Annotated in this window: 20 protein-coding genes, 2 pseudogenes and 1 riboswitch; of the genes and pseudogenes, 9 read left to right on the forward strand and 13 right to left on the reverse strand. The window is 36.5% G+C overall.

Annotated features, from left to right (window positions below; genetic code table 11):
• A pseudogene (locus H131_RS25055) lies at window positions 1-272 on the forward strand (hypothetical protein); the annotation flags it as partial.
• Window positions 273-404: 132 nt separating this feature from the next.
• Here the strand turns inward: H131_RS25055 and H131_RS19505 are convergent.
• Both H131_RS19505 and H131_RS19510 read right to left on the reverse strand, forming a co-directional pair.
• The gene (locus H131_RS19505) at window positions 405-3,011 is read right to left on the reverse strand and encodes a cation-translocating P-type ATPase (RefSeq protein WP_010860846.1); all 2,607 of its coding nucleotides are present in this window, start codon (window positions 3,009-3,011) and stop codon (window positions 405-407) included.
• Window positions 3,012-3,601: 590 nt separating this feature from the next.
• Complete coding sequence (locus H131_RS19510) at window positions 3,602-4,099, reverse strand: SRPBCC family protein (RefSeq protein ID WP_010860847.1); 498 nt, start codon at window positions 4,097-4,099, stop codon at window positions 3,602-3,604.
• Between the two features lie 397 nt (window positions 4,100-4,496).
• Here H131_RS19510 and H131_RS19515 point away from each other — a divergent pair, with 397 nt between their 5' ends.
• A complete protein-coding gene (locus tag H131_RS19515; protein WP_010860848.1) occupies window positions 4,497-5,111 on the forward strand; it encodes a cupin domain-containing protein in 615 nt (204 codons plus the stop codon).
• A 402-nt stretch (window positions 5,112-5,513) separates the two neighbouring features.
• On the forward strand, window positions 5,514-6,008 hold the full coding sequence (locus tag H131_RS19520) for a DUF3231 family protein (RefSeq protein WP_010860849.1): 495 nt from the start codon (window positions 5,514-5,516) through the stop codon (window positions 6,006-6,008).
• 264 nt (window positions 6,009-6,272) lie between these two features.
• Here H131_RS19520 and H131_RS19525 read toward each other — a convergent pair whose 3' ends face one another.
• From H131_RS19525 to H131_RS19530, 3 genes and pseudogenes are all read right to left on the reverse strand, one after another.
• A complete protein-coding gene (locus H131_RS19525; RefSeq protein WP_010860850.1) occupies window positions 6,273-6,554 on the reverse strand; it encodes a hypothetical protein in 282 nt (93 codons plus the stop codon).
• Between the two features lie 291 nt (window positions 6,555-6,845).
• Window positions 6,846-7,002, reverse strand: a pseudogene (locus H131_RS25975) (IS5/IS1182 family transposase); the annotation flags it as partial.
• 217 nt (window positions 7,003-7,219) lie between these two features.
• The gene (locus H131_RS19530; protein WP_010860851.1) at window positions 7,220-8,389 is read right to left on the reverse strand and encodes an MFS transporter; all 1,170 of its coding nucleotides are present in this window, start codon (window positions 8,387-8,389) and stop codon (window positions 7,220-7,222) included.
• Window positions 8,390-8,453: 64 nt separating this feature from the next.
• A riboswitch (purine riboswitch) is annotated at window positions 8,454-8,553 on the reverse strand.
• 181 nt (window positions 8,554-8,734) lie between these two features.
• On the opposite strand from H131_RS19530, the gene H131_RS19535 reads away from it, so the two are divergent.
• Window positions 8,735-8,941: a hypothetical protein gene (locus H131_RS19535; protein ID WP_010860852.1), complete on the forward strand. Its 207-nt coding sequence runs from the start codon at window positions 8,735-8,737 to the stop codon at window positions 8,939-8,941.
• 140 nt (window positions 8,942-9,081) lie between these two features.
• Here the strand turns inward: H131_RS19535 and lepB are convergent, their stop codons facing one another.
• From lepB to dacB, 6 genes are all read right to left on the reverse strand, one after another.
• The gene (lepB, locus tag H131_RS19540; RefSeq protein ID WP_010860853.1) at window positions 9,082-9,639 is read right to left on the reverse strand and encodes a signal peptidase I; all 558 of its coding nucleotides are present in this window, start codon (window positions 9,637-9,639) and stop codon (window positions 9,082-9,084) included.
• 419 nt (window positions 9,640-10,058) lie between these two features.
• A complete protein-coding gene (locus H131_RS19545; RefSeq protein WP_010860854.1) occupies window positions 10,059-10,169 on the reverse strand; it encodes a hypothetical protein in 111 nt (36 codons plus the stop codon).
• Window positions 10,170-10,502: 333 nt separating this feature from the next.
• A complete protein-coding gene (locus H131_RS19550) occupies window positions 10,503-11,432 on the reverse strand; it encodes an LCP family glycopolymer transferase (RefSeq protein WP_010860855.1) in 930 nt (309 codons plus the stop codon).
• 249 nt (window positions 11,433-11,681) lie between these two features.
• Entirely contained in the window at window positions 11,682-12,116 is a 435-nt protein-coding gene (locus tag H131_RS19555; protein WP_010860856.1) for a MarR family winged helix-turn-helix transcriptional regulator, read from the reverse strand.
• Window positions 12,117-12,144: 28 nt separating this feature from the next.
• Window positions 12,145-12,867, reverse strand: a complete 723-nt coding sequence (locus H131_RS19560; RefSeq protein WP_010860857.1) for an SDR family NAD(P)-dependent oxidoreductase — start codon at window positions 12,865-12,867, stop codon at window positions 12,145-12,147.
• A 91-nt stretch (window positions 12,868-12,958) separates the two neighbouring features.
• Window positions 12,959-14,392 carry a D-alanyl-D-alanine carboxypeptidase/D-alanyl-D-alanine endopeptidase gene (dacB, locus tag H131_RS19565; RefSeq protein WP_010860858.1) on the reverse strand — a complete coding sequence of 478 codons (1,434 nt, stop codon included), beginning with the start codon at window positions 14,390-14,392 and terminating at the stop codon, window positions 12,959-12,961.
• A 249-nt stretch (window positions 14,393-14,641) separates the two neighbouring features.
• Here dacB and H131_RS19570 point away from each other — a divergent pair, with 249 nt between their 5' ends.
• Window positions 14,642-15,019, forward strand: coding sequence for a hypothetical protein (locus H131_RS19570; RefSeq protein ID WP_010860859.1), 378 nt, complete (start codon window positions 14,642-14,644; stop codon window positions 15,017-15,019).
• Window positions 15,020-15,058: 39 nt separating this feature from the next.
• On the opposite strand, the gene H131_RS19575 is transcribed toward H131_RS19570, so the two are convergent.
• Both H131_RS19575 and H131_RS19580 read right to left on the reverse strand, forming a co-directional pair.
• Complete coding sequence (locus H131_RS19575; protein ID WP_010860860.1) at window positions 15,059-16,795, reverse strand: ABC transporter ATP-binding protein; 1,737 nt, start codon at window positions 16,793-16,795, stop codon at window positions 15,059-15,061.
• Window positions 16,792-18,534 (reverse strand): ABC transporter ATP-binding protein, encoded by a 1,743-nt coding sequence (locus H131_RS19580; protein ID WP_010860861.1) that lies wholly within the window; start codon window positions 18,532-18,534, stop codon window positions 16,792-16,794. Before H131_RS19580 ends, H131_RS19575 begins: the two co-directional genes overlap by 4 nt.
• A gap of 543 nt (window positions 18,535-19,077) precedes the next feature.
• On the opposite strand from H131_RS19580, the gene crcB reads away from it, so the two are divergent.
• From crcB to H131_RS24675, 4 genes are all read left to right on the forward strand, one after another.
• Window positions 19,078-19,440: a fluoride efflux transporter CrcB gene (crcB, locus tag H131_RS19585; RefSeq protein WP_010860862.1), complete on the forward strand. Its 363-nt coding sequence runs from the start codon at window positions 19,078-19,080 to the stop codon at window positions 19,438-19,440.
• Entirely contained in the window at window positions 19,437-19,766 is a 330-nt protein-coding gene (locus H131_RS19590; RefSeq protein ID WP_010860863.1) for a fluoride efflux transporter FluC, read from the forward strand. The genes crcB and H131_RS19590 overlap by 4 nt, the downstream gene beginning before the upstream one ends.
• A gap of 33 nt (window positions 19,767-19,799) precedes the next feature.
• Window positions 19,800-20,156, forward strand: a complete 357-nt coding sequence (locus H131_RS19595) for a hypothetical protein (RefSeq protein WP_230491910.1) — start codon at window positions 19,800-19,802, stop codon at window positions 20,154-20,156.
• A 275-nt stretch (window positions 20,157-20,431) separates the two neighbouring features.
• Window positions 20,432-20,581 carry a hypothetical protein gene (locus H131_RS24675; protein ID WP_155242503.1) on the forward strand — a complete coding sequence of 50 codons (150 nt, stop codon included), beginning with the start codon at window positions 20,432-20,434 and terminating at the stop codon, window positions 20,579-20,581.
• Window positions 20,582-20,904: the final 323 nt, after the last annotated feature.

Here is a 20,904-nt window from a genome sequence, read left to right on the forward strand (position 1 = left end):
ACGACAAATGTGAGTGCAAACATGATGAAAAACATAAAGATCATGACTGTAAAGGTTGCGTTTGTAATCTATTAAAACGCTTTGAGCCAGGAACTTTAGTTGACGTCCTATTAGCAGGCGGCGGTAGTTTCCTTTATGTTTATTTCTTAGCCTTAGACCCGAAAAATTGTTGTGCGTACTTCCTTGAAGTAGGAGACGCTGCTGCAGCTACGCCAATTGTCATCGACTGTCAAAAAATCGCCGCTATTATCAAAAGAAATTCTGTGGCGTAACTTTTACTGGGTCTCTTCCCCTATGGAAGAGGCTTTTTAATATTAATATCCCTCAATAGTGTCCTAAACAGCAAAAAGATCACTCATAATGTAAACAATGAGTGACTTTTTATAAAATGCTTTGAAATGGCATTATTTACTTCTCACAAACAGCAGTTTAACCCACTGATTAACTAAAAATGGCATGCAGGACAAGCTATAAATTAAACCTAATTGTGCGCCACTTAATGTTGCCACCTCGAACATACCCGTAAACGATGGAACAAATAATACTAAATGTAGACTTAAAAATCCTATTAAAAATGCTAGCCACGTATATTTATTAGAAAATACACCAATTGTGAAGAGCGATTCTTTCGATCGGGAGTTAAAGCCATGTACTAATCTTGACAAACATAAGGTTGTAAAGGCCATTGTGGTTGCCGTTAGAGTATCTCCGGTTGACAAACCTATGCGAAAAGCAATAATTGTAGAGATAGCAATTAATAATCCTTCAAGCATCACTTGGGTAGTAAAAGCTTTATTCAGTAATGGTGTGTGAATATTTCTAGGCTTGTCCTTCATTGTCTTTTTATTGTGAGGCTCTAAACCGATTGCAATCGCTGGCAAACTATCAGTAAGCAAGTTAATAAATAATAGATGCACGGGTGCAAAGGGAACTGGCAAGCCTAATACCGTAGCATATAATACAACAAAAATTGCACCTGCATTGCCTGATAATAAGAATAGAATGGCGTTTTTAATGTTCGTATAAAGGCTTCTCCCATTCGAAATAGCCTTGACAATTGTTGAAAAATTATCATCCGTTAAGATCATTGAGGATGCATCTTTCGCTACCTCAGTACCGGTAATTCCCATTGCCACACCGATATCAGCTTGTTTTAAAGCAGGACCATCATTGACCCCATCTCCGGTCATAGCAACTACATTTCCTTTTTCCTGCCAAGCTTTAACGATGCGAATTTTCTGCTCCGGTGTTACTCGTGCGTAGACAGAGAGAGCTGGAACCAATTCTTGTAGTTGCCGATCCGTTAAACCTTCAATTTCATATCCTTCGATTGCTTCTGAAGGGTCTTTTAATATACCAATTTGTTTAGCAATAGCAGTTGCTGTTATTTTATGGTCACCAGTAATCATAACTGGTTTAATACCAGCTTTTATGCAACTTTCAACAGCAGCTTTTGATTCTTTCCTCGGAGGATCCATCATCGCCGTTAATCCAACGAAAATTAAATCTCTTTCATGTTCTACATTAAGCGTTTGACTTGCCTTCATCTCCTTGTAAGCAATTGCTAATACCCTTAAACCATTCATAGAAAAGTTACGATTCACTTCTTCAATTTTTTTACGCTGTTCTTCTGTAATATCAATACTTCCTTTAGCCGTTTCGATTTTTACAATTTTAGATAGTAGAACATCTAATGCTCCCTTAGTAATCATAATATTTTTCTGATCGATATGATGCACTGTACTCATTAGCTTTCTGTCTGAATCAAAAGGAAGTTCTGCCACTCTTGGATAGTGCTCTCTTAGCATTAACTCGTCAAAACCGTACTGCTTCCCTAATTTCACGAGTGCAATTTCAGTGGGGTCTCCTATTTCTTTCTGATCACTTCCCAAGGCGTTATTACATAACAATGCTTTTACAATAAGTTTTTTCTGCATCGCATTTTCTGTATGTAGTTGATCATGCGGTATGACTTTTTGATCAACATATACTTGTTGAACAATCATTTTATTTTCAGTTAAAGTTCCTGTTTTATCTGAACAAATAACAGAAACACTTCCCAGACTTTCAACAGCATAAAGCTTTCGTATGATGGCATTTTCTTTCGCCATTTTTTGTGTCCCAAAAGCCAGTACGATGGTAACAATTGAACTTAATGCTTCTGGAATTGCCGCCACTGCAAGTGAAACTGCAAACATAAATGATTCTACTAACTCCCGTCCTCGAATAAGGTCAATCGTAAAAATGACGACACAAATCATCGTAATACCTAATGCTAATTTTTCACCAAATTGATCTAGACTCACTTGTAGAGGTGTTTTTTTCTCTTTTGCCGTATCCAATAAGTTTGCAATTTTCCCTATTTCTGTTTCCATCCCAATAGCTGTGACAATTACAGTGCCACGTCCATTCGTAACAAAACAACCGGTGAAAACCATATTTTTTTTATCAGCGATGGTTATTTGATGTTCTTTAATGGGCGCTGTACTTTTCGCTACAGCTAATGACTCACCTGTCAACGAACTTTCATTTATATGCAAATTATGACTTTCTAATAATCTGCCATCAGCATTGATATAATCTCCAGCCTCTAAAAAAAGAATATCACCAACCACAATGTCCTTTGATGAAATCTCTACTATCTGATTATTTCGCATCACTTTTGCAACTGGAGAGGTCAAAGCTTTTAGATTGTCCAAAGACTGTTCTGCCTTGACATGCTGTATTGTGCCCAAGATTGCATTTAAAAAAACGACAATCATAATGACAATAGTACTTTCTACTTCACCTAATAGTAATGAGATAACAGCAGCAACAATTAAAATAATGACTAATAAATCTTTAAACTGTCCGAAGAAAACCGCGAATGTACTTATTTTTTTTCCTTCCGCCAATTTATTATACCCGTATACTTCTTGTCGCTTTTGGACGTCTTCATCACTCAATCCTTGATTTGTTACGTTCAACTGTGCCATGACTTCATCTGATAAATGTTGATGATATTGTGCCATTTGATTCCCCTTCCAGTGTGTAATTACTAGACCATCGTGCTCATTAAAAAGAAACTGCACTATTTTACCTACTTACTATAGTGTCTCTCATATCCTATAAAGACTGTCAAAACAAAAGGGAGATAGAGGAAACGGAATATTTATTTATGTTCTAGTAGTAAACATATCTTTATCCTGCATATACAATTTGATAGCTTACATTTCTTTTGTTATAGCCCTCCATGTGGTTCTCCATCTCCGTAATACTCAATATTATTCCTTGTTGTATTCCAGTATGATAATAATTGATATAGAAATTAAATTATTTGTTAGATTAGTGAGAATATAATATAGACTCGCCATAACGAAAGAATTATCAAGCTTTTTTAGAGCACTTCACGGGGACACTTTATACTAGGAATTGCGTTTATACAAAAAATATGGCTTGTCATAGTCAAAGACTACAACAAACCACCGTTTATATTCTCTTAAGGTTACTTCAATAACCATAAGAGAACTTTTGCACATTTAACTATCTCTTGTTGGGATAAAAAAAGAGCTTGCAATCAAAAAAACCGCTCTCATTTGCTTTTACCGATACTGGGAAACAGTTACCCTTTATAGCTAACTTCCCCAGTCTCGACTAATTCCTTAAGTCCCATAAACATTAAATTCCAACCATGTTCAGTTCCATCGTGATACTCTCCAAGTGCTATTTCAATATCAGCTTTAGTCCAATTTTCATCATGAGGTACGTAGATAACTTGTGAAAATGTCATTTTACAACCTTGCTGAAGTTTTGTTAGTTCCACTGTAATGGTATCTTGTGATTCACTAAACTGTGGCATTTTGAACGTAAATACTAATTTCACTGGAGGATCTATTTCTAAATACTCACCTATCGCGCGATAATCTTTACCATCTCGTCGATCAATCATTTCCCATTTGCCGCCCACTTGTGGATTATTTTGCGCGACAATATTTGTCTCTTCTAATGTAAAAAACCATTTCCTCATCATCTCAGGATGCAGCCATGCATCAAATACTCTTTCAGGTACTACATCAAAAATTCTTGTCATTGTTAAAGTAGTTGTTGAATAATTGTTCATCCTATTGCTCCCTTTCAATAGTTTTCAAGCATAACAAAATGGTTACTGCAAAATTGCTCATAAAGTGCAACTATGCGCGTTCTTCCAGCGACATCATACGAACAATATCACTTCTTATTGAATATGCCAAAGTGTAGATGATATTATTAGCATGTTTAACCTATAATTGATGCCTTACTCTTATTCAACTGAATTAGTGATATTAGTCATCTTGAACTGTTCACTCATCCATTCACACACCAATCATCCTATACGATAACGTAACCTACACAAATGAAATGGGCATTCGTTTATTGCTATAAAAGCTCTATACATATCCTGTACTAGTGATGAACATCTAAATCATTCGGAAAGGATGTAAATTATTAGTTCGAATATTGATTACACTTCACCATCGATGCAGTTCACATTTGATGTAAATAAAAGTCCTCTATTTAAAAAGGACAATCAGAATTTTATCAACATTCTAGGCGTTGAACAGTTAAATACACTTGAAAATGTATCGTTACTAGATATTTTTCTTAGTACAAATAATGTAGTTGAGCCACATTATCATCAAAATGCTGGGGAACTTGTCTATTGTGTCTCCGGGGCTGCAACTGTCTCAATACTTAATCCATTCACAAAGCAAATTCAAAACTACCCCATTCGACCAGGTCAAGTTGCGAATGTACCACAAGGCTGGTGGCACTATGAAATTGCTACAACTGATAATACACATTTACTTGCCATTTTTGACGCTCCAACACCAGAAGTAATTTTAGGTTCAGATATTTTGAAATTTACGCCAGCTAATGTAATGGCACACACTTATTGTTTAGACGAAAATCAGTGGAAGAAAACAATCGCTCCCGTTGTACCGTCAACATATATTGGCCCTGCTAATAATTGTCACCGAAATCAGAATCCGACTTCTACACCCCAAACCAACCCTTATATAAATACCTATCAACAGCAAATGAATCCTTATCACTACCCATATCCATACGGTAATCCATATGGGTCACAATAATGCTCTCCGCTGTAGCTTCTAGCTTTGCTACAGCTTTTTGAGAGCAACTACATATAAAAATGATAGTGTTTGGCTAAGTAACCGACTATATTATCAATCGAATTTAAACATTTTATACACCACAAAAAATACCGATTATTTAATGCCAACGTATGTATTAGGAGATTTACAACACAATATTGCATATTTTATTTCTTAGATATCCTTGCATTGTTACTGATAAACGTAATAAGCAAAAATAGTAGCATAACAACTTAAAAATAAAAAGAAGTTTCAATCGCGCTTCGCACTATTTCCACACCCAAAATAATCCTTTTTTAAAAAAAGTTGAATAAAATATATTTTTATAGCCCATCCTATTCTCATATAAAAAAACTATAATATGAATTAGGAAGTGTAACTATGGCTTATTTCAAAAAAAATCTAACATCTCTATCATTACGTTTTAATGAGTTATTTACAATATGGACACATCTCAGTTTAAACAATGGCTATATAGCTGCGAATCACTCGTTTTACAAGTATGCTTTGGATAAAGATTTGAGAGCGATCCTTGTGGAATTTATTGAAGTCTTGAAAGATGACAACAAGCAACTAGAACATTTATTAACAGAAAATAACATAGCTATTCCTCCTATGCCCTGTGAAAATCTTACGATGCAACTCAGGGATATTCGAGGCGGTAAAAAAGTGAATGATACAGAAATTAGTGCCGTTTTATCCATGAATATTGCTTCTGCATTAATTGCATCTACCCATGCGATGGAAACGTCTACTCAGGTTAATTTAACTAGGTTGTTTGGTCAAATTCATATGAAGAATGCCATACTGGGTGCAAAGCTAATACAACTTAGCAAAGATAAAGGTTGGTTGCCTGTTCCTTCTGCTATATCGTAATGCTAACCATCCGTCCTAACTCAAATAGATCTTAGAACTTTCAGTCGTGTCTTTTTTCGAGACGCGGCTTGTTCTGGTTAGCGTTACTTCCCGAGGTCATTTCAATTCATTGAGCAAAACTAGTACAATGCTAGCTTTATTCTTCAGTCCCGCAAGTACCAGACCGATAAATATCAGAACTTTAGCCTTTTATTCTGACAATGCTCTAAAGAAAAAAGACTACCTAAAGGCAGCCCTATTACATATATTGGTGATATTATTTTTTTATTTATCTCTGTTTGTTACTAATAAATAATCGAGCGCACTCATTCTAGTAAGCTTGTGTGTAAATTTTATGGCAGCTGCTTTTGAATCAAATGTAAAGTTTTGGAGTTCGTCTGTTGGTATATATTGATCAGCGATTTTTCGTTTCAGTTTTCGTACAGATAAAATGTGTGAGTCCTCCTCGTATAAGATAACAGCACCAACGTTTCGATAAAGCGTTTGGTCAATCGTCGCAACAATTTGCACATTTAATCCATCAAATTCAGTTAAATCTACCTGCATTTATTTACCAGCCTCCCTCTATCTTTACATTCGATTCCCATCTAAAAGAATCCTTCTTTCCAATATAAAAACGGAGGTAACTCTCATTTGTCCCTATCAATTTTTTAGAAAAGGGAATTCTAACTCTATTTGTGTTAATGGCTTTCCGCATTCATCAAAAGAACTATTGACTTGTGCTAGTATGCAATGATAAACCAATAAACTTAAACTTCTAAATTAATGAGAAGTCACAAATTAACGATAGAAGTACGTTACGAACACCCATTTTTTTTACATTTTCGGACATTACTATGTCCAACGCATACCATGCTTTTCTGTCGCATCCACAATTACGTTCAATCGTTTCTTTTCGACGTGAGTAGATTTGTTTCATGTCACTTTAATGACGTAAATGATCGGATTCTTCCACATTATGCGCCCAAATAGGACGTTCAATAATTTTCCGATGTCAGCATTTCTAATGGATTTGGTTCACTATTACTATTTCTCGTCATTTTATCCATCACCTCAATCATTTATAGATGACACTAGTTGATTGGAGCGCAGGCGGCGACTTCTGCGGGAAAAGCATGAGCGAAAAGGCCCCGCAGGCGCGTAGCGACGAGGAGACTGAAGTCATGCCCGCGAAAAGCGTCCGTCGTACCGGAAATCAACGGCATCATAAATTAATGAGAAGTCGGATTTTCTTGTGATAGTGGCGCTCTTTTCAAAGAAAAAACTGCAGTCCCTAAAGCACATAAAACTAAGACAGCACCAAATCTTGCTAATTCCATAACAGAACCAGTCATCGCAAACAGCGCTCCACCAACTGCTGAGCCGATTGATATACCGATTTGTAAAGCCGCAGTATTTAAGCTCTGTTGAATATCAGATGTTTTAGGGTCCGTTTGAATTAAATAGTTTTGTAAAGGCGGCGTAAGAGCCCAACTTAGTGCTCCCCACAAAACTGTGACGATCAGAAAGAGCGGGAAAGCCACAATTGTATAAGGAATTGAAAATAGTACAATTGCGAATGACGAAATAACAATTACAATAGCCTTACCAGAACCTAAATTGTCACTTAACCAACCACCAATAGCATTGCCACTTACTGACGCTATCCCAAATATTAGATAACAAATGCTAATCCATGATGAATCCAAATGAAATGCTTCTACTAAAAATGGCGTGAAGTAAGCATAGAGCATGTAATGACCCGCCAGCATAAATAGAGTCGTTAAATGCGCACTCGATATTTTTAAATTGGCTAATGATTTTATTTGAACTTTTAATGGCGTAACCTCTACAACCGGCATTTTTTCTAGCAGTAAAAAAATCAGTATCATTGAAACACTTGAAAGTAGTGCTATCCCTAAGAAAACAGCACGCCAGCCAAATGCTTCTGTCACAAATATCCCCATCGGAACACCTATTACAAGTGAGGAACTTACACCGATAAAAATAAGTCCTAATGCTTTTGCGCGATGTCTTGGCTCTACAATTTTTGTTGTAATTGTGAGAGATAGAACAATCACCAATGCTGTACTCATTGCTGTTACAATTCTAGCAATCATTACTGTTAAAAATGTAGCACTAAAGTAAGTCATAATATTACCTAAAGTAAATACAAATAAGGCAATCAGATACAGGCGTTTCCTTTCTACTTTTGCCGTTAATGACAAAAGTACAGGAGCAGAAATTGCATACACTAACGCAAAAATAGTAATAAGCTGTCCTGCTGTCGCTAATGATACATTTAAATCATCGGCAATATGGGGTAGTATCCCACCTACAATTAACTCCACTAATCCGACTGCAAAAGTAGTAGCAGCCAGTATAAAAACTCTCCAATTCATCAAATCAACCCTTCTATTGCTTCCATCTTGTACGGGTCAATTTATAAAAAAATCCTGACTACAAAAATGAAAGCATAATTTTTGTAGTCAGGATTTTATGGTTCCTGGTAGAGACCCTCAATCCATATTATTGAGGTTATACATATCAAATTATTTTACTTTAGCTATATTAGCATATTGTATTTTTTCTTACAACATTTTTTATAACGCAATTCTTACTTCACTTTCATCTCCCTGTTTGTTCCTGCTTTTTCATTCAAAGGTCTTTTTTTCTAATATTGCTTATAATTTTCAGCATTTGACCATAGATAGTAATATATAACGTTTTAATAGGGAGGTGGTTGTTTGCGTATAGTAGGTTTAGTATGCTATTTTTTAGGACTGTTTTACGGTGTGGAGCCAGCACTAGAGGAATTTACGGCAGATGAACCATCTAGTCAATTTTCTGATGTGGACAAACAACAAACCCCAATTAAAGAAACGGTTGAAAATGCCAAAGTTTGCGCTCATTATCCAACTTATACAGTTTGTAAAGCTTTACCTGAAAAGTAAATGAGCTAGCAAAAAGAGGCCTACTCAAGATACTATCTGAGTGGACCTCTTTATTAAAAGACGAATTATTTAGATCTATTAATTTGAATGACCATTCAAAAGTCATACGGTTACTTTTTTAGGAACTGCTGGTCCCAAAGTTATTTACCACCAATATGAAAATGTTTGAATGGGTAGACAGTTACTTTTGATTCGCCATATACTGCATCTTTAGAAATCAAACCGTAATGACGGCTATCATAACTTTTTAAGCGATTATCACCGAGCACAAAATACATACCTTCAGGCACTTTGTTCTCATCGACTAGTCCCTCTAAAGTAAAATTCTCCGTAATACGTAATTGATTAGGATCATCTGTTTGACGATTGACATAATCTTCTTTATAAGCTTTACCATTAACATATAAAACATCGTCTTTCATTTCTACTGTATCCCCAGGTAGTCCAATTACACGCTTTATGTATAATTCGTCCTCAGTTGGCGATTGGAAGACAATTTGATCAAAGCGTTCAATTTTACTTATTTTACTGACAATGATAATATCCTTATCCTCGTATGTTGGGTACATTGAAGCACCTTGTACTTTAATGGGGGCAAATAAAAATTGTTTACAACCCAATACGACAAGTGCTGTAATTACAATAATTTTAATGTAGGATAGTACTTCTTTTTTAAAACTCGTTTTTTCTTCTTGCATACTCATTCCCCGATACTGTTTTCTTCTAGTATAGCATTTTCTATAGTTTAGTGACGCTTTTCAGCCCAAAATGTTTCTTTTTCATAAAAAATAGAAGTATCTATATGAAACCGTTGCTTTCCGCTACAGCGGACGCTTTTCGCGGCATGGCTTCTGCGGGGCCTTTTCGCTCATGCTTTTCCCGCAGAAGTCGCCGCTTACGCTCCAACCAACTCGTGTACGTAAAGCTAGGCGATCAAGTATGGATCCTTTTGTTCCAGTTAAAATAACGTTTATTCAATATGTATTTGGTATTCATTCTATGCGTCAGACGATTACGTCATTTAATGAACATCACAGAAAAAATCAAAAGATTTCGGAATGCTAGTCATTCCCGAAACCTTTTGTCTTCTTATTTTTCATTTTATTATGTTAGAAAATTATGAATGGTTACTTTGCGTAGCAGAGTGATGCTGTTCATTAAACAAATCTACTGCTAATACAATACCGATAGGCAATGCGATTGCCAATAAAATGGTACCTATCATCATTACTATCACTCCCTTAACCATCTGATAATTGTATTATACACCAAATTTTCTGATATTTCAAACGAAACAAAAAAATCATTCAACTAGGCACGCATCCTACCTGAATGATTTTTTTATTACATGAAAATTTTTAGACAAAGTAGTTGTAAATTTCGCATAGCTGATTTGATTGGACTTTTTCGTACCTTGCGTTTAGGTATATAGCCTTGCATGCAGTTATTTAGAGCTGTATACCTAAGCACCTGGGTCCTCCCATTCATGAATCTCCCTCCCCCATGATCAACATTTTTACAGCTAATTTTATTTGTCAAACAACATTCTTTGTAATGAATATTATTGTAAATGTGTTTTTAATTCCGTTTGGATTTGTTGTAACTCCGTTTCATCTGGTATAAAATACCATATCTGATTAATTTTCTTGCCTGAGCCTTCTTCAAATGATAATTGGTCAATTCCACTATTCATTTTTTTATATATACCTTGCAATTGAATTAGATCCTTTACGCTAAAATTCATGCGGACATTTTCTCCAACAACATCAAGCATATCTGTCGCCTTTAAAAGCACTGACGGCGTCGACGCTTTTTTCATAACCGCTTCGATAATTTGTCGTTGACGAATTTGACGACCAAAATCACCACGCGGATCTTCATAACGTATACGTGAAAAAATAAGTGCCTCATCACCATTTAAAGTTACTTCTCCCTTAGGGTAATGATAGGAGTCATAGGTCAAATCCATATCATTTTGTATCGTTACGCCTCCAAGCGTATCAATAATTTGTAAGAAGCCCTCCATATTGATAAATACATAATAATCGAGTTGAATATCCAAAAAATCCTCAACTGTATCCATTGCCATTGGTACACCACCAAATGCATAGGCATGATTAATTTTATCTACTGAGTCATGACCAATAATCTCTGTACGTGTATCACGTGGAATACTGAGCATTTTCATCGTTTGCTTTTCGGGGTTGACTGTGATAACAATCATCGTATCGGAACGACCGCTATCATTTTCTCGTTCATCCACGCCAAGCATAAGCACAGAAAAAGGTTCCTTTTTTGTTATTGTCTTTTGTTCTTTTTCTACAGTATTTGTTTCAAGAAGTGGTGTATTAATTTTATTCATTGTTTTCTGGACAGTATAATAAGCAGTACCTATAAAAACGAAAAATATTACCAGTAAACTACCTAAAATCCATAACATAACTTTTTTCTTACTTTTCTTTTCCTTTGAACGCTTCATTTTTTTTTCCATACTTAAGTCCTCTCTTGCTTTTAACAAATTCTCTCTTCTTTTTGACGTTTTAGGTTGGAAAAAAGTTCATTTAGTCTATTTATATGCATATTGGACGAAAAAAAGACGTACACTAGTATTTACTAAATATACGTAAATATATTCATTCACACTCATATCAGCAATAATGTTTGTCATTTCCATACCTGTTTATTTTGCACAGTAAGAAACCGTCTCAAAAATGATTTGACACGGCTTCCTTGTAAATAACTATAGTTTTTTTTCTTGCAGACCTTGCACTAGCTTTTCTTGAATCAGCAAATATTGTGCAATTTCTTCCTCATTCAATACCTCAAAAAGCTGGATAAAGACTTCCTTGCCAATCGATTGAGCTTTCACTAAAGCTTTTTCACCTTCATCAGTAATCATTAATCGTATCGTCCGACGATCGGCTTGATCATATAGTCTTTCTGCTAAACCAAGTTTTACTAATTTCTCTGCAATACTGGTCATAGCGCCTTTTGTATAGCCTATTGTTTCCGCTAATTCTGCTTGCTTTTGCGGTCCCTTTGAATGCAACTCGTTTAACACTAAAATCGGCGAAATACCTAACGGATACGGAAAAGCTTTCGTAAATCGTATAATATTTGCATTATTCATCTGTTCAATCATATGAATGAGTTTAAAAATACTTGTCTGTTCCAAAAAAATCCTCCTCGAACATCCGAGAATATTAATGAAGCATAATAGAACCACCATCAACCATAAATGTTTGGCCAGTGATATATTGAGAGTCTTCTGATGCTAAAAATACGGCAACACGACCGATATCTTGTTCCACATCACCAAAGCGTCCCATTGGAATTTTATTTTTTACTGCTTCATAGTATTCCGGTTGTGCTTTTGCCCATGCTTGTACACCTGGTGAATTTGCAATTGGGCTAATTAAGTTTACATTAATACCGAAACGTCCCCATTCATTTGCCGCTACACGTGAAAGACCGCGAATGGCTTCTTTTGCAGCAGCGTATGCTCCTTGCGTTTCATGACCAGCAAGCCCAGCACCAGATGCAAAATTAATAATATTTCCTTTCGACTCTTTCAAATGAGGTAAGGCCGCTTGCATTAAATAAAATAAATCAGCCTGTGTTGTTTCTTCGATTGTTACTTGTTTCGATGCATGTGCATTATTAACTAATACATCTAGTTTACCGTATTTTGCTACAACTGTATCGATAATTTTTGGTAGATGCTCATGCTCCGTTAAATTCGCTTGTAAAAACATGGATTTTGGAGAAATTTGTTGCAGCTCTTTTTCCATTGCTTTACCTGTTTCTTCATTCAAGTCAATTATTATAACGATTGCGCCCACTTTTACCATCGCCTTGGCCATACCACTACCAATACCACCTGCACCACCAGTAATAATAACAACTTTATCTTGTAATTTACCCATAGATAAACATTTCCTTATTAGTTAATTCGCAATTAGTTTAACACCAAACTAATTACTGTTAAACTAAATTACTCACCAACTGGGATACCTATTACATTTCATTTGCTATTTGTTTAACAATTTCGTCGATCGTTGGAATCGCTGATGTTTTATTGGCTTGAGTCAAAATACTAAATATATACCATTTACCGCTTTTACCTTGCACATATCCACTTAAAGCATAGGTACCTGTTATATAGCCCGTTTTGGCTGAGACACTATAGCCCTTTAAGCGGTTTTCCAATGTTGCCCCAACAAGCTGTCCTTTTCTACCTGCGTGAGGCAATCCATCTAAATATGAAAAGTACCAAGGTTTACTGCGAACTTTATATAATAATAAGCTTTCTTGCATACTACTTACTCGGTTCTGGCTGTTTAAACCTGAGCCATCTTCAAAATACCATTGATCCATATTGAGGCCACTGTCAATGCCATATGTGCGAATCGCTTGTATCCCAGCATCCCAACTTCCCTCACTACGTATTTCTCTTCCGATTTGCTTAGTAAGCATTTCACCCATACCATTAATACTAAGTTTTAAGAAACGAAAATTAATGTCTTTTAATGGCATTGAATAGGAAACACCGACACGTTGCGCATTATCTGGCACTTGCCCAACTTCGAGCGGCATTTTTTGTATGCCCTTCGCCATTAACTTTTCCCGAAACACATCGAGTGTATACAAAGTAGGATTATAAACTGTTACATATGTACTTTTCTCCGTCCCTGCTGGTAAATTTCCTGTTACCACTATGCGGTCTGTACCGTATTCTCGTGTGATATTGACCGTATTTTTAGAGCCCTTTTTAACAATTTTTGTTTGGTTAACAATGGGAATCGTACTTGCATACGGAGCAAGCTGAACACTTGCCGCCGTCCCAACCCTTGAGCCAGCCACTTTTACTTGCACAGTTGCAATATCATATTGACTATTCGGCGAAATCGTTAAGGCGGAAATACGTGATGCATAGGACAAAGGTTCATCTTGTGGCACAATACCTTTAGATAAACGATCAGCATCAAACCATGCATCATCGGCAATTAAATTTCCTGTTATCTTCGTGACACCCATTTTTTTTAGCCCATTGGCAAAGGATTCTAGGTGGACAGGTAAAAGCGTAGGATCTCCTCCGCCCTGCAAATAAATATTCCCATGTAAAACATCGCCTTCTATGTGGCCATCTATATAGGCCTTTGTTGCAAAGCGATAGTCTGGTCCAAGTAAATCTAATGCTGCCGCACTCACTAATAATTTATGTGTAGATGCAGGTCGAATCATTTTTTCACCGTTTTTACTGTATAGAACATTTCCACTATCCATTTCTCGTACCGTAATACTGTAGTCATTCGTTTTCCAATTTTTTGCAATGACATTATCAATCTTTGTCTTCATCGTTTGCTCACTTGCCCATGCTTCTTCAAGAAACGTTATCTGGAAGCAACATAGCACAACAACAATGCTAAAAATAATTGTGCTCTTTTTCATAAACCCTCCTAAATTAAAAGTAAAGCCATTTTGTCTGTCGTATTGCTTTCATCTATTTATAACTAGATAAAGGTAAACGGCAATTCCTACTTTTCACGCTTTTATTTTACGGAAAAATTTAGCATTTTACAATGTTTCGCCAAATAGCTTATCGGTCTCTTTACGTAAGAATGGCAGGTCATGTTTTTCATTCGACAAGAATAGACTGTATCAGCTTGCTAAAATCTTTCGGTAAAGGAGTTGGTAACATTGGGTGCAAGATGGATAAAAGTTTCGGTGTTGTATTTCGCGATTGCTCTGGCTTTTGGACTGTTTATGCATTATACAATTCAACTTCAATGGAAAACGACACATGCCCATATTAGTGTCTTAGGTTGGCTATCAACGGTATCCATCGGTTTAATCTATTCCATTTATAAAGAAGCTGCTGAGACAGCACTCGCTAAAGCACAATTTTGGTTTTATAATATCGGTTTGCCCTTCCTATTGTTAGGTATGATGATGGTTTATTTAGATGTACCTCACTGGTTATTAGAATTTTGCGTATCTGGCGGTGGTATTGTTGTTGCTTTTTCCGCCGTGTTATTTATGGTGAACATCTTCAAACATGTAAAATGCACTTCTTAATGTAAAAGCCCCACATTGTCAACAATGTGGGGCCTTTCTCTATGAATTCAATGAGTTTGCTTGCATCTGATACATTTTTTCATAAATACCACCAAGTTCCAACAGTTCATCATGCGTGCCTCGTTCAACAATTTCTCCACGTTCTAGCACAAGAATGCGGTCCGCGTTTTTAATCGTTGAAAGACGATGCGCAATAATAAAAGTTGTACGTCCTTTTTTCAATACATCCATGGCATGCTGAATGATTTCTTCTGTTTCCGTATCAATATTAGAAGTAGCTTCATCTAATATTAAAATGGCCGGATCAAAGGCTAATGCACGCGCGAAGGAAATTAGCTGACGCTGCCCTGAAGATAATGTACTGCCCTTTTCAATCACCGGTTCATCATAGCCTTTTGGTAAGTTTGCTAATACGCGTTCTCCACCAACAGCATTTAAGGAAGCCTCCATTTTTTCATGTGAGATTTTTGGATTATTCAAGCTCACATTGGAAGCAATCGTTCCTGTAAATAAATAAGGATCCTGTAGCACAATGCCCATATGTTCACGCATCGTTTGACGAGGAACTGCAGTGATATCAACACCATCAATGGTAATCTTTCCTTTAGATGGATCGTAGAAGCGGAATAATAAGTTCATAATTGAACTTTTACCGGACCCTGTATGCCCGACTAAAGCGATTGTTTCCCCTTGATGTGCCTCAAATGATAAGTTTTTCAAAACATATTCATCATTTTTATAGGCAAAGGATACATCTTCAAAGACAACATTTCCTTTATATCTAGGTAAACTTTCTTCAGATACTGGCTCTCCGTTTATATCTAACACCTCGAACACACGCTTCCCTGCAACGAGTGAGCGTTCAAGCTGTGAAAATTGATTGACGATATTTGTAATCGGATTAAATAATTTTGTTAAATAATCTACAAAGGCATACAATGTACCCGCAGAAATAACTTCCATTGTCGTAATCGATTGTGTCCCAAAATAGAAAATGAATATGGTAAACATGATCAGTCTTAAAGTATTTACAAGATTAAAGGAAGTCGCCGAGTCGAGGAATAAGAGTTTGCGCCCGTAGGCATAATGCTCATTATTCATGTCGTCAAATTCCTTCGTCATTTGCTGTTCACGGCGGAATGCCTGAATAATAGTCATCCCCTGAATCGATTCATTGATCATTGCGTTAATGTCTGCAATTTTCGTACGAATAACATCATTATACTTGGAAGCAAACTTTCGATATAAAATCATCCACACATAAATAATTGGTACCATAATTAATGCGATTAATGCCATCCTCCAATTTAAAATGACAAGTGCGATATACACGCCAATTATTGATATGAAGCTTGTCACAAAATTTGAGAGCACCTGCACATATAAATTACGCACAGCTTCTGTATCATTCGTTACACGTGCTACAATTTTCCCGGCCGGCAAATTATCAAAATATTGAATTGGTAATGTTTGAATATGCTCAAATACGTCCTTACGTAATTTTTGCACGACACGGTTGGCACCTATCTGCAAATAAATATACATAAAATAACGTAAAATAGCTGCTGCTACTGCCAAGATGAAATAAAGTATTAACAGCCAAGTAATAGGCTTGATCTCAAGCTGACCGATTGTCATATAATTGTCAATTATATGTTTTGCAATAAATGGTCCAACAAGCTCAGTAAAAACGGCAATAGTTAAGAAAAATAGCCCAAGAAGTATTGGTTTTTTAAAATACATGGCATAGTTTGTTAAACGTTTACTCGTACTCATGAGGCACCTCCTTCAAGCTGCTGACGGTCGAATTGTTCTTTATACCAGCCTTGTTGTGAAAGGAGTTGATCATGTGTTCCTTGCTCTACAACTTGCCCTTCATCGAGCACAATGATAAGATCCGCGTGCTGAATTCCTGACAAACGATGTGTTGTAATAATCGTCGTTTTATTTTGTCGTTCCCGTTGAATGTTTTCAATAATTTTCGCCTCTGTTTTGGCGTCTACAGCCGAAAGCGAATCATCCAATATTAAAATTTCGGGGTCCTTAATCAATGCACGAGCGATGGACACCCGTTGCTTTTGACCACCAGAAAGCGATACACCCTTTTCACCAACTAGCGTCTCAAGACCCATCGATAAGTTGGCTAAATCCTTTTCGAAATAAGCTGCATGGATCGCTTTTTGTAATTCCGCCTTTGTTGCGTCTTCTTTACCAAACAATATATTTTCACGAATCGTTCGTGAGAATAAAACATGATCTTGCGGTACATAGCCAATCCAATCGAGTAATTGTTCCTTTGTTTGTGCCGTAATATCTACACCATCAATGGACAATTGTCCCTCTCCAATTGGATACTCTCTCAGCAATTGTCGTAGGAACGTCGTCTTCCCTGCACCAGTTTTACCAACAATGCCAAGTGTTTCGCCCTTTTTCAATGACAGCGAAATTTGCTGAAGATTTTTCACCTGACTCATTGGGTATTGGAAAGATAAATCAGCAAAGCCAATCGAATGCGGTGTCGTAACAGCTTTTGGGTTCTCAGTATTTTGAACATCCGCTTCGTAACTTAATGTTTCCTGCACTCGATCGAGAGAGGCATTCCCTTGTTGCATTACGTTAATAAGTTCGCCAATAGCAAAAATTGGCCAAACTGCTAGACCAAGATAAACATTAAACGTCACTAGCTGCCCAACTGTCATTGCCTCGGTTGCTACTAAATGCGCACCATAGCCAAGTGCGACAACATAACTAATACCGGTTCCGACCTTTGTAATTGGACCAAATAAAGCGTTTATTTTCGCTGTATGCATATTTTTTTCATAAACGATTTCACTCATCGCGCCAAAGTCCGCTTCGTCCTTTTTTTCCTGCACGTATGCACGTACTACTCGAACGCCCGCCACCGATTCCAATACACTATCGTTTAACTCGCCAAAGGCATCCTGCGCTTTCATATAACGCTCATGTACAATCTTCCCTAAATACTGAATAAGAATAGCCATAATTGGTACAGGCAACATGGCAAAAAACGTTAGTTTCCACGAAATCATATAGCCCATCGCAAAAATAATAAAGCCCATATAAATCGTCGAGTCAATTAGCGTCATAATACCAAAGCCCGCTGTAAGCGACACTGCATTTAAATCATTTGTTGCACGTGCCATTAAATCACCCGTGCGATTTTTTTCATAAAAGGTTGGTGTCATACGCAAAAAGTGTTGCATAAGATTGCGTCGCAAAATTTTCTCTAAGTTAATGGCACCTTCAAATAGTCGGAATTGCCACACAAAATTCAGCACATACCCCCCGACAATAATGCCAATGAAAATCAATATATATTTTGTTAAAATAGCTGTCGTCATTTCACCGACTGTTAAAATATCAATAATTGAGCCTAGTAAATACGGCGGAATAACTTCTAATCCACTGGCAACCATCAATAGCACAACCGCTACAGTGTATTGTTTCCAGTATTGTTTAAAAAACCAACTTAATTTACTTAAAACATCGAACATACGTTACAACCTTCTTTCTTCCGTTACTGTTGAGTTTTACTACCCACTATCTAGCAATTCCTTATTAAAAATCATCTTACATGTCGTGCTTCTCATACTACATACACTCCTTTTTTATTTTCACTACAACCTTTTTTGCAATAAAAAAGACACATACCCCTAAAAAGAGCATGCGTCTCTAGTAAAAGGTAAGGTGTGACCCATACCTTTCATTGCAATATAAATTTACAATGTTAGACATGGACAATGTATGCAGCTGTGCTTTGGTATAATGCTGGTAAAATCATCATTGTCATGCCCTCCTTTGTTCGTTTTGTTATAGTGTTCTTGAAGATTATCATACAATTGAAATAATTGTCAACAATCTGACTGTTATTATTTGTGTTTTCCAGGAAATAATTAACGCTTTAAAGTAATAAATCACTAAATTCAAAAGTGTAATTTGTCTCTTCAAATCACGAAAAAAATAACCGGCTAGCACAATGTTCATAAATTTCTTCCCATGATACACTCTAGTATATATCTTGTAAGGAGACTTTGACTTTGAAATCAATTTTAGCAGTTGGCATTGGCGGCTTTTGCGGAGCTATTTGTCGTTATACTATCGGTCTTTTCATACCGCATACTGGCAGCTTTCCATTGGCAACACTCAGTATAAATCTAGTTGGTTGTTTATGTTTAGCTTGGCTTTTTACAACCTTTGCAAATCGCACGCCACTTATATTGGGCATAGGTACAGGCTTTTTAGGGGCATTCACTACCTTCTCAACATTTTCTGTGGAAACACTTGTACTCTTAGAAAATAATGAGTGGATGACAGCCGTTAGCTATAGTTTATTGAGTGTTATCGGTGGCTTATTGTGTGCCATGATTGGGGCCCGGCTAGCAAGGAGGCGTATAAAATGATTCTTGTAGGGATAGGCGGCTTTTTCGGTGCACTTACAAGATTTTACTTAGGAAAATGGATTGGCAGTTCCTATCCATGGGCAACTTTTTTTATTAATGTAACTGGCGCTTTTGCACTCGGTCTGTTATTTGCACTACATCCCAGTGCTTGGCTTTGGCAACTTTGTGGTATTGGCTTTTTAGGTGCCTACACTACATTTTCAACATTTGGATTTGAGGCCTTACAGCTCATTGAGAGGAAAAAAAGTTGGCAAGCGCTCGGCTACATTTGTAGTACAGTATTATTTGGATTGCTCTTTGCAGCACTTGGTCTGTTAGTTGCGTAAAAGCCTTCCAACTATACATCATTTAATTTTGAGGTGATTTTTTTGACACAACCAACGATAGAGCAATTACAAGCACTAGAAACTGACATTGAACATACCTTAAACACATTAATTGAACTTGAATTGGAAGAAGCTTATCCTGAAATGACTACACGCTTTGCGCAACTCCTAGCACAAGTTCAAGCCGCTCATTTGATTGATTTTAAGCTTGATGTTCTTGTTAATCCTGTATCATTTGCTACAGAAACTCGTATTCTCCTTGAAAGTTTAATGGAGGCAAAAGCCAGACCACATAAAAGGCACCGACTATTAACGCATCGCATGATATTGAAAATTTGGTTGCGTAAAAATCAGCGTTTTATGAATGAATTTTTACCACAAATGTTTTAGGCGCCTTGCGTACTATTTACAGCAATAGTTTAAATTCTACAGGAATAGCTTTTTTTCAATTGTGACTGGTTGTTTTGAATTAGTAATGTCAGTAATTTTAGCATAAAGGCGAGTACCAAATTCCGTGCTTTACTAAATACTTCCCTCATATTATTTAGTAACTTTAACTTTTTTCATAAATACTAATTTTTCAGCAACAAAACCTGTACATTTACCTCTCAATCCCACACCTCTTTCCATTGGCTGAATAAAATATGAGGAAGGGAGGTGTTTTTATGCAACATTGTAGTTCCTGTTGTCCAACAGGAAGAATTAAGTGTACAAGATTTGGACCTTTTGTTGCTATTCCTATCGCATGTATTAGACAAAACGGCGGTGGTGGTGGTGGCGGCAATAACGGCGGCGGCGGTGGCGGTAATAATTAGGTATGCTTTGTTTTTATAACCGCTACAACCAAGGCTTGTAAGGAGTGAATAATTGCTAACGCCTTTTTCCTGAATACATGCCATTATTCTCAAGGTTTTGCTTAATATATTTGATTAATCCGAACCTTCACTCCTTATAGCAATAGGGAATAATTTAAAATTTTATCCATATTTCCTATAACACACACTAACAGGAAGCTTCCACCACTTTCGGCGTTCCGACTTATACTTTTAGACTAAAGCTACTAAATAATAATTTTTACAAATCGATTTAATTCATCCAATTATTCACCATCTAATTGGATAATAATTTTATATCGTTC

Source organism: Lysinibacillus sphaericus OT4b.31 (assembly GCF_000392615.1).
Classification (GTDB): Bacteria; Bacillota; Bacilli; order Bacillales_A; family Planococcaceae; genus Lysinibacillus; species Lysinibacillus sphaericus_B.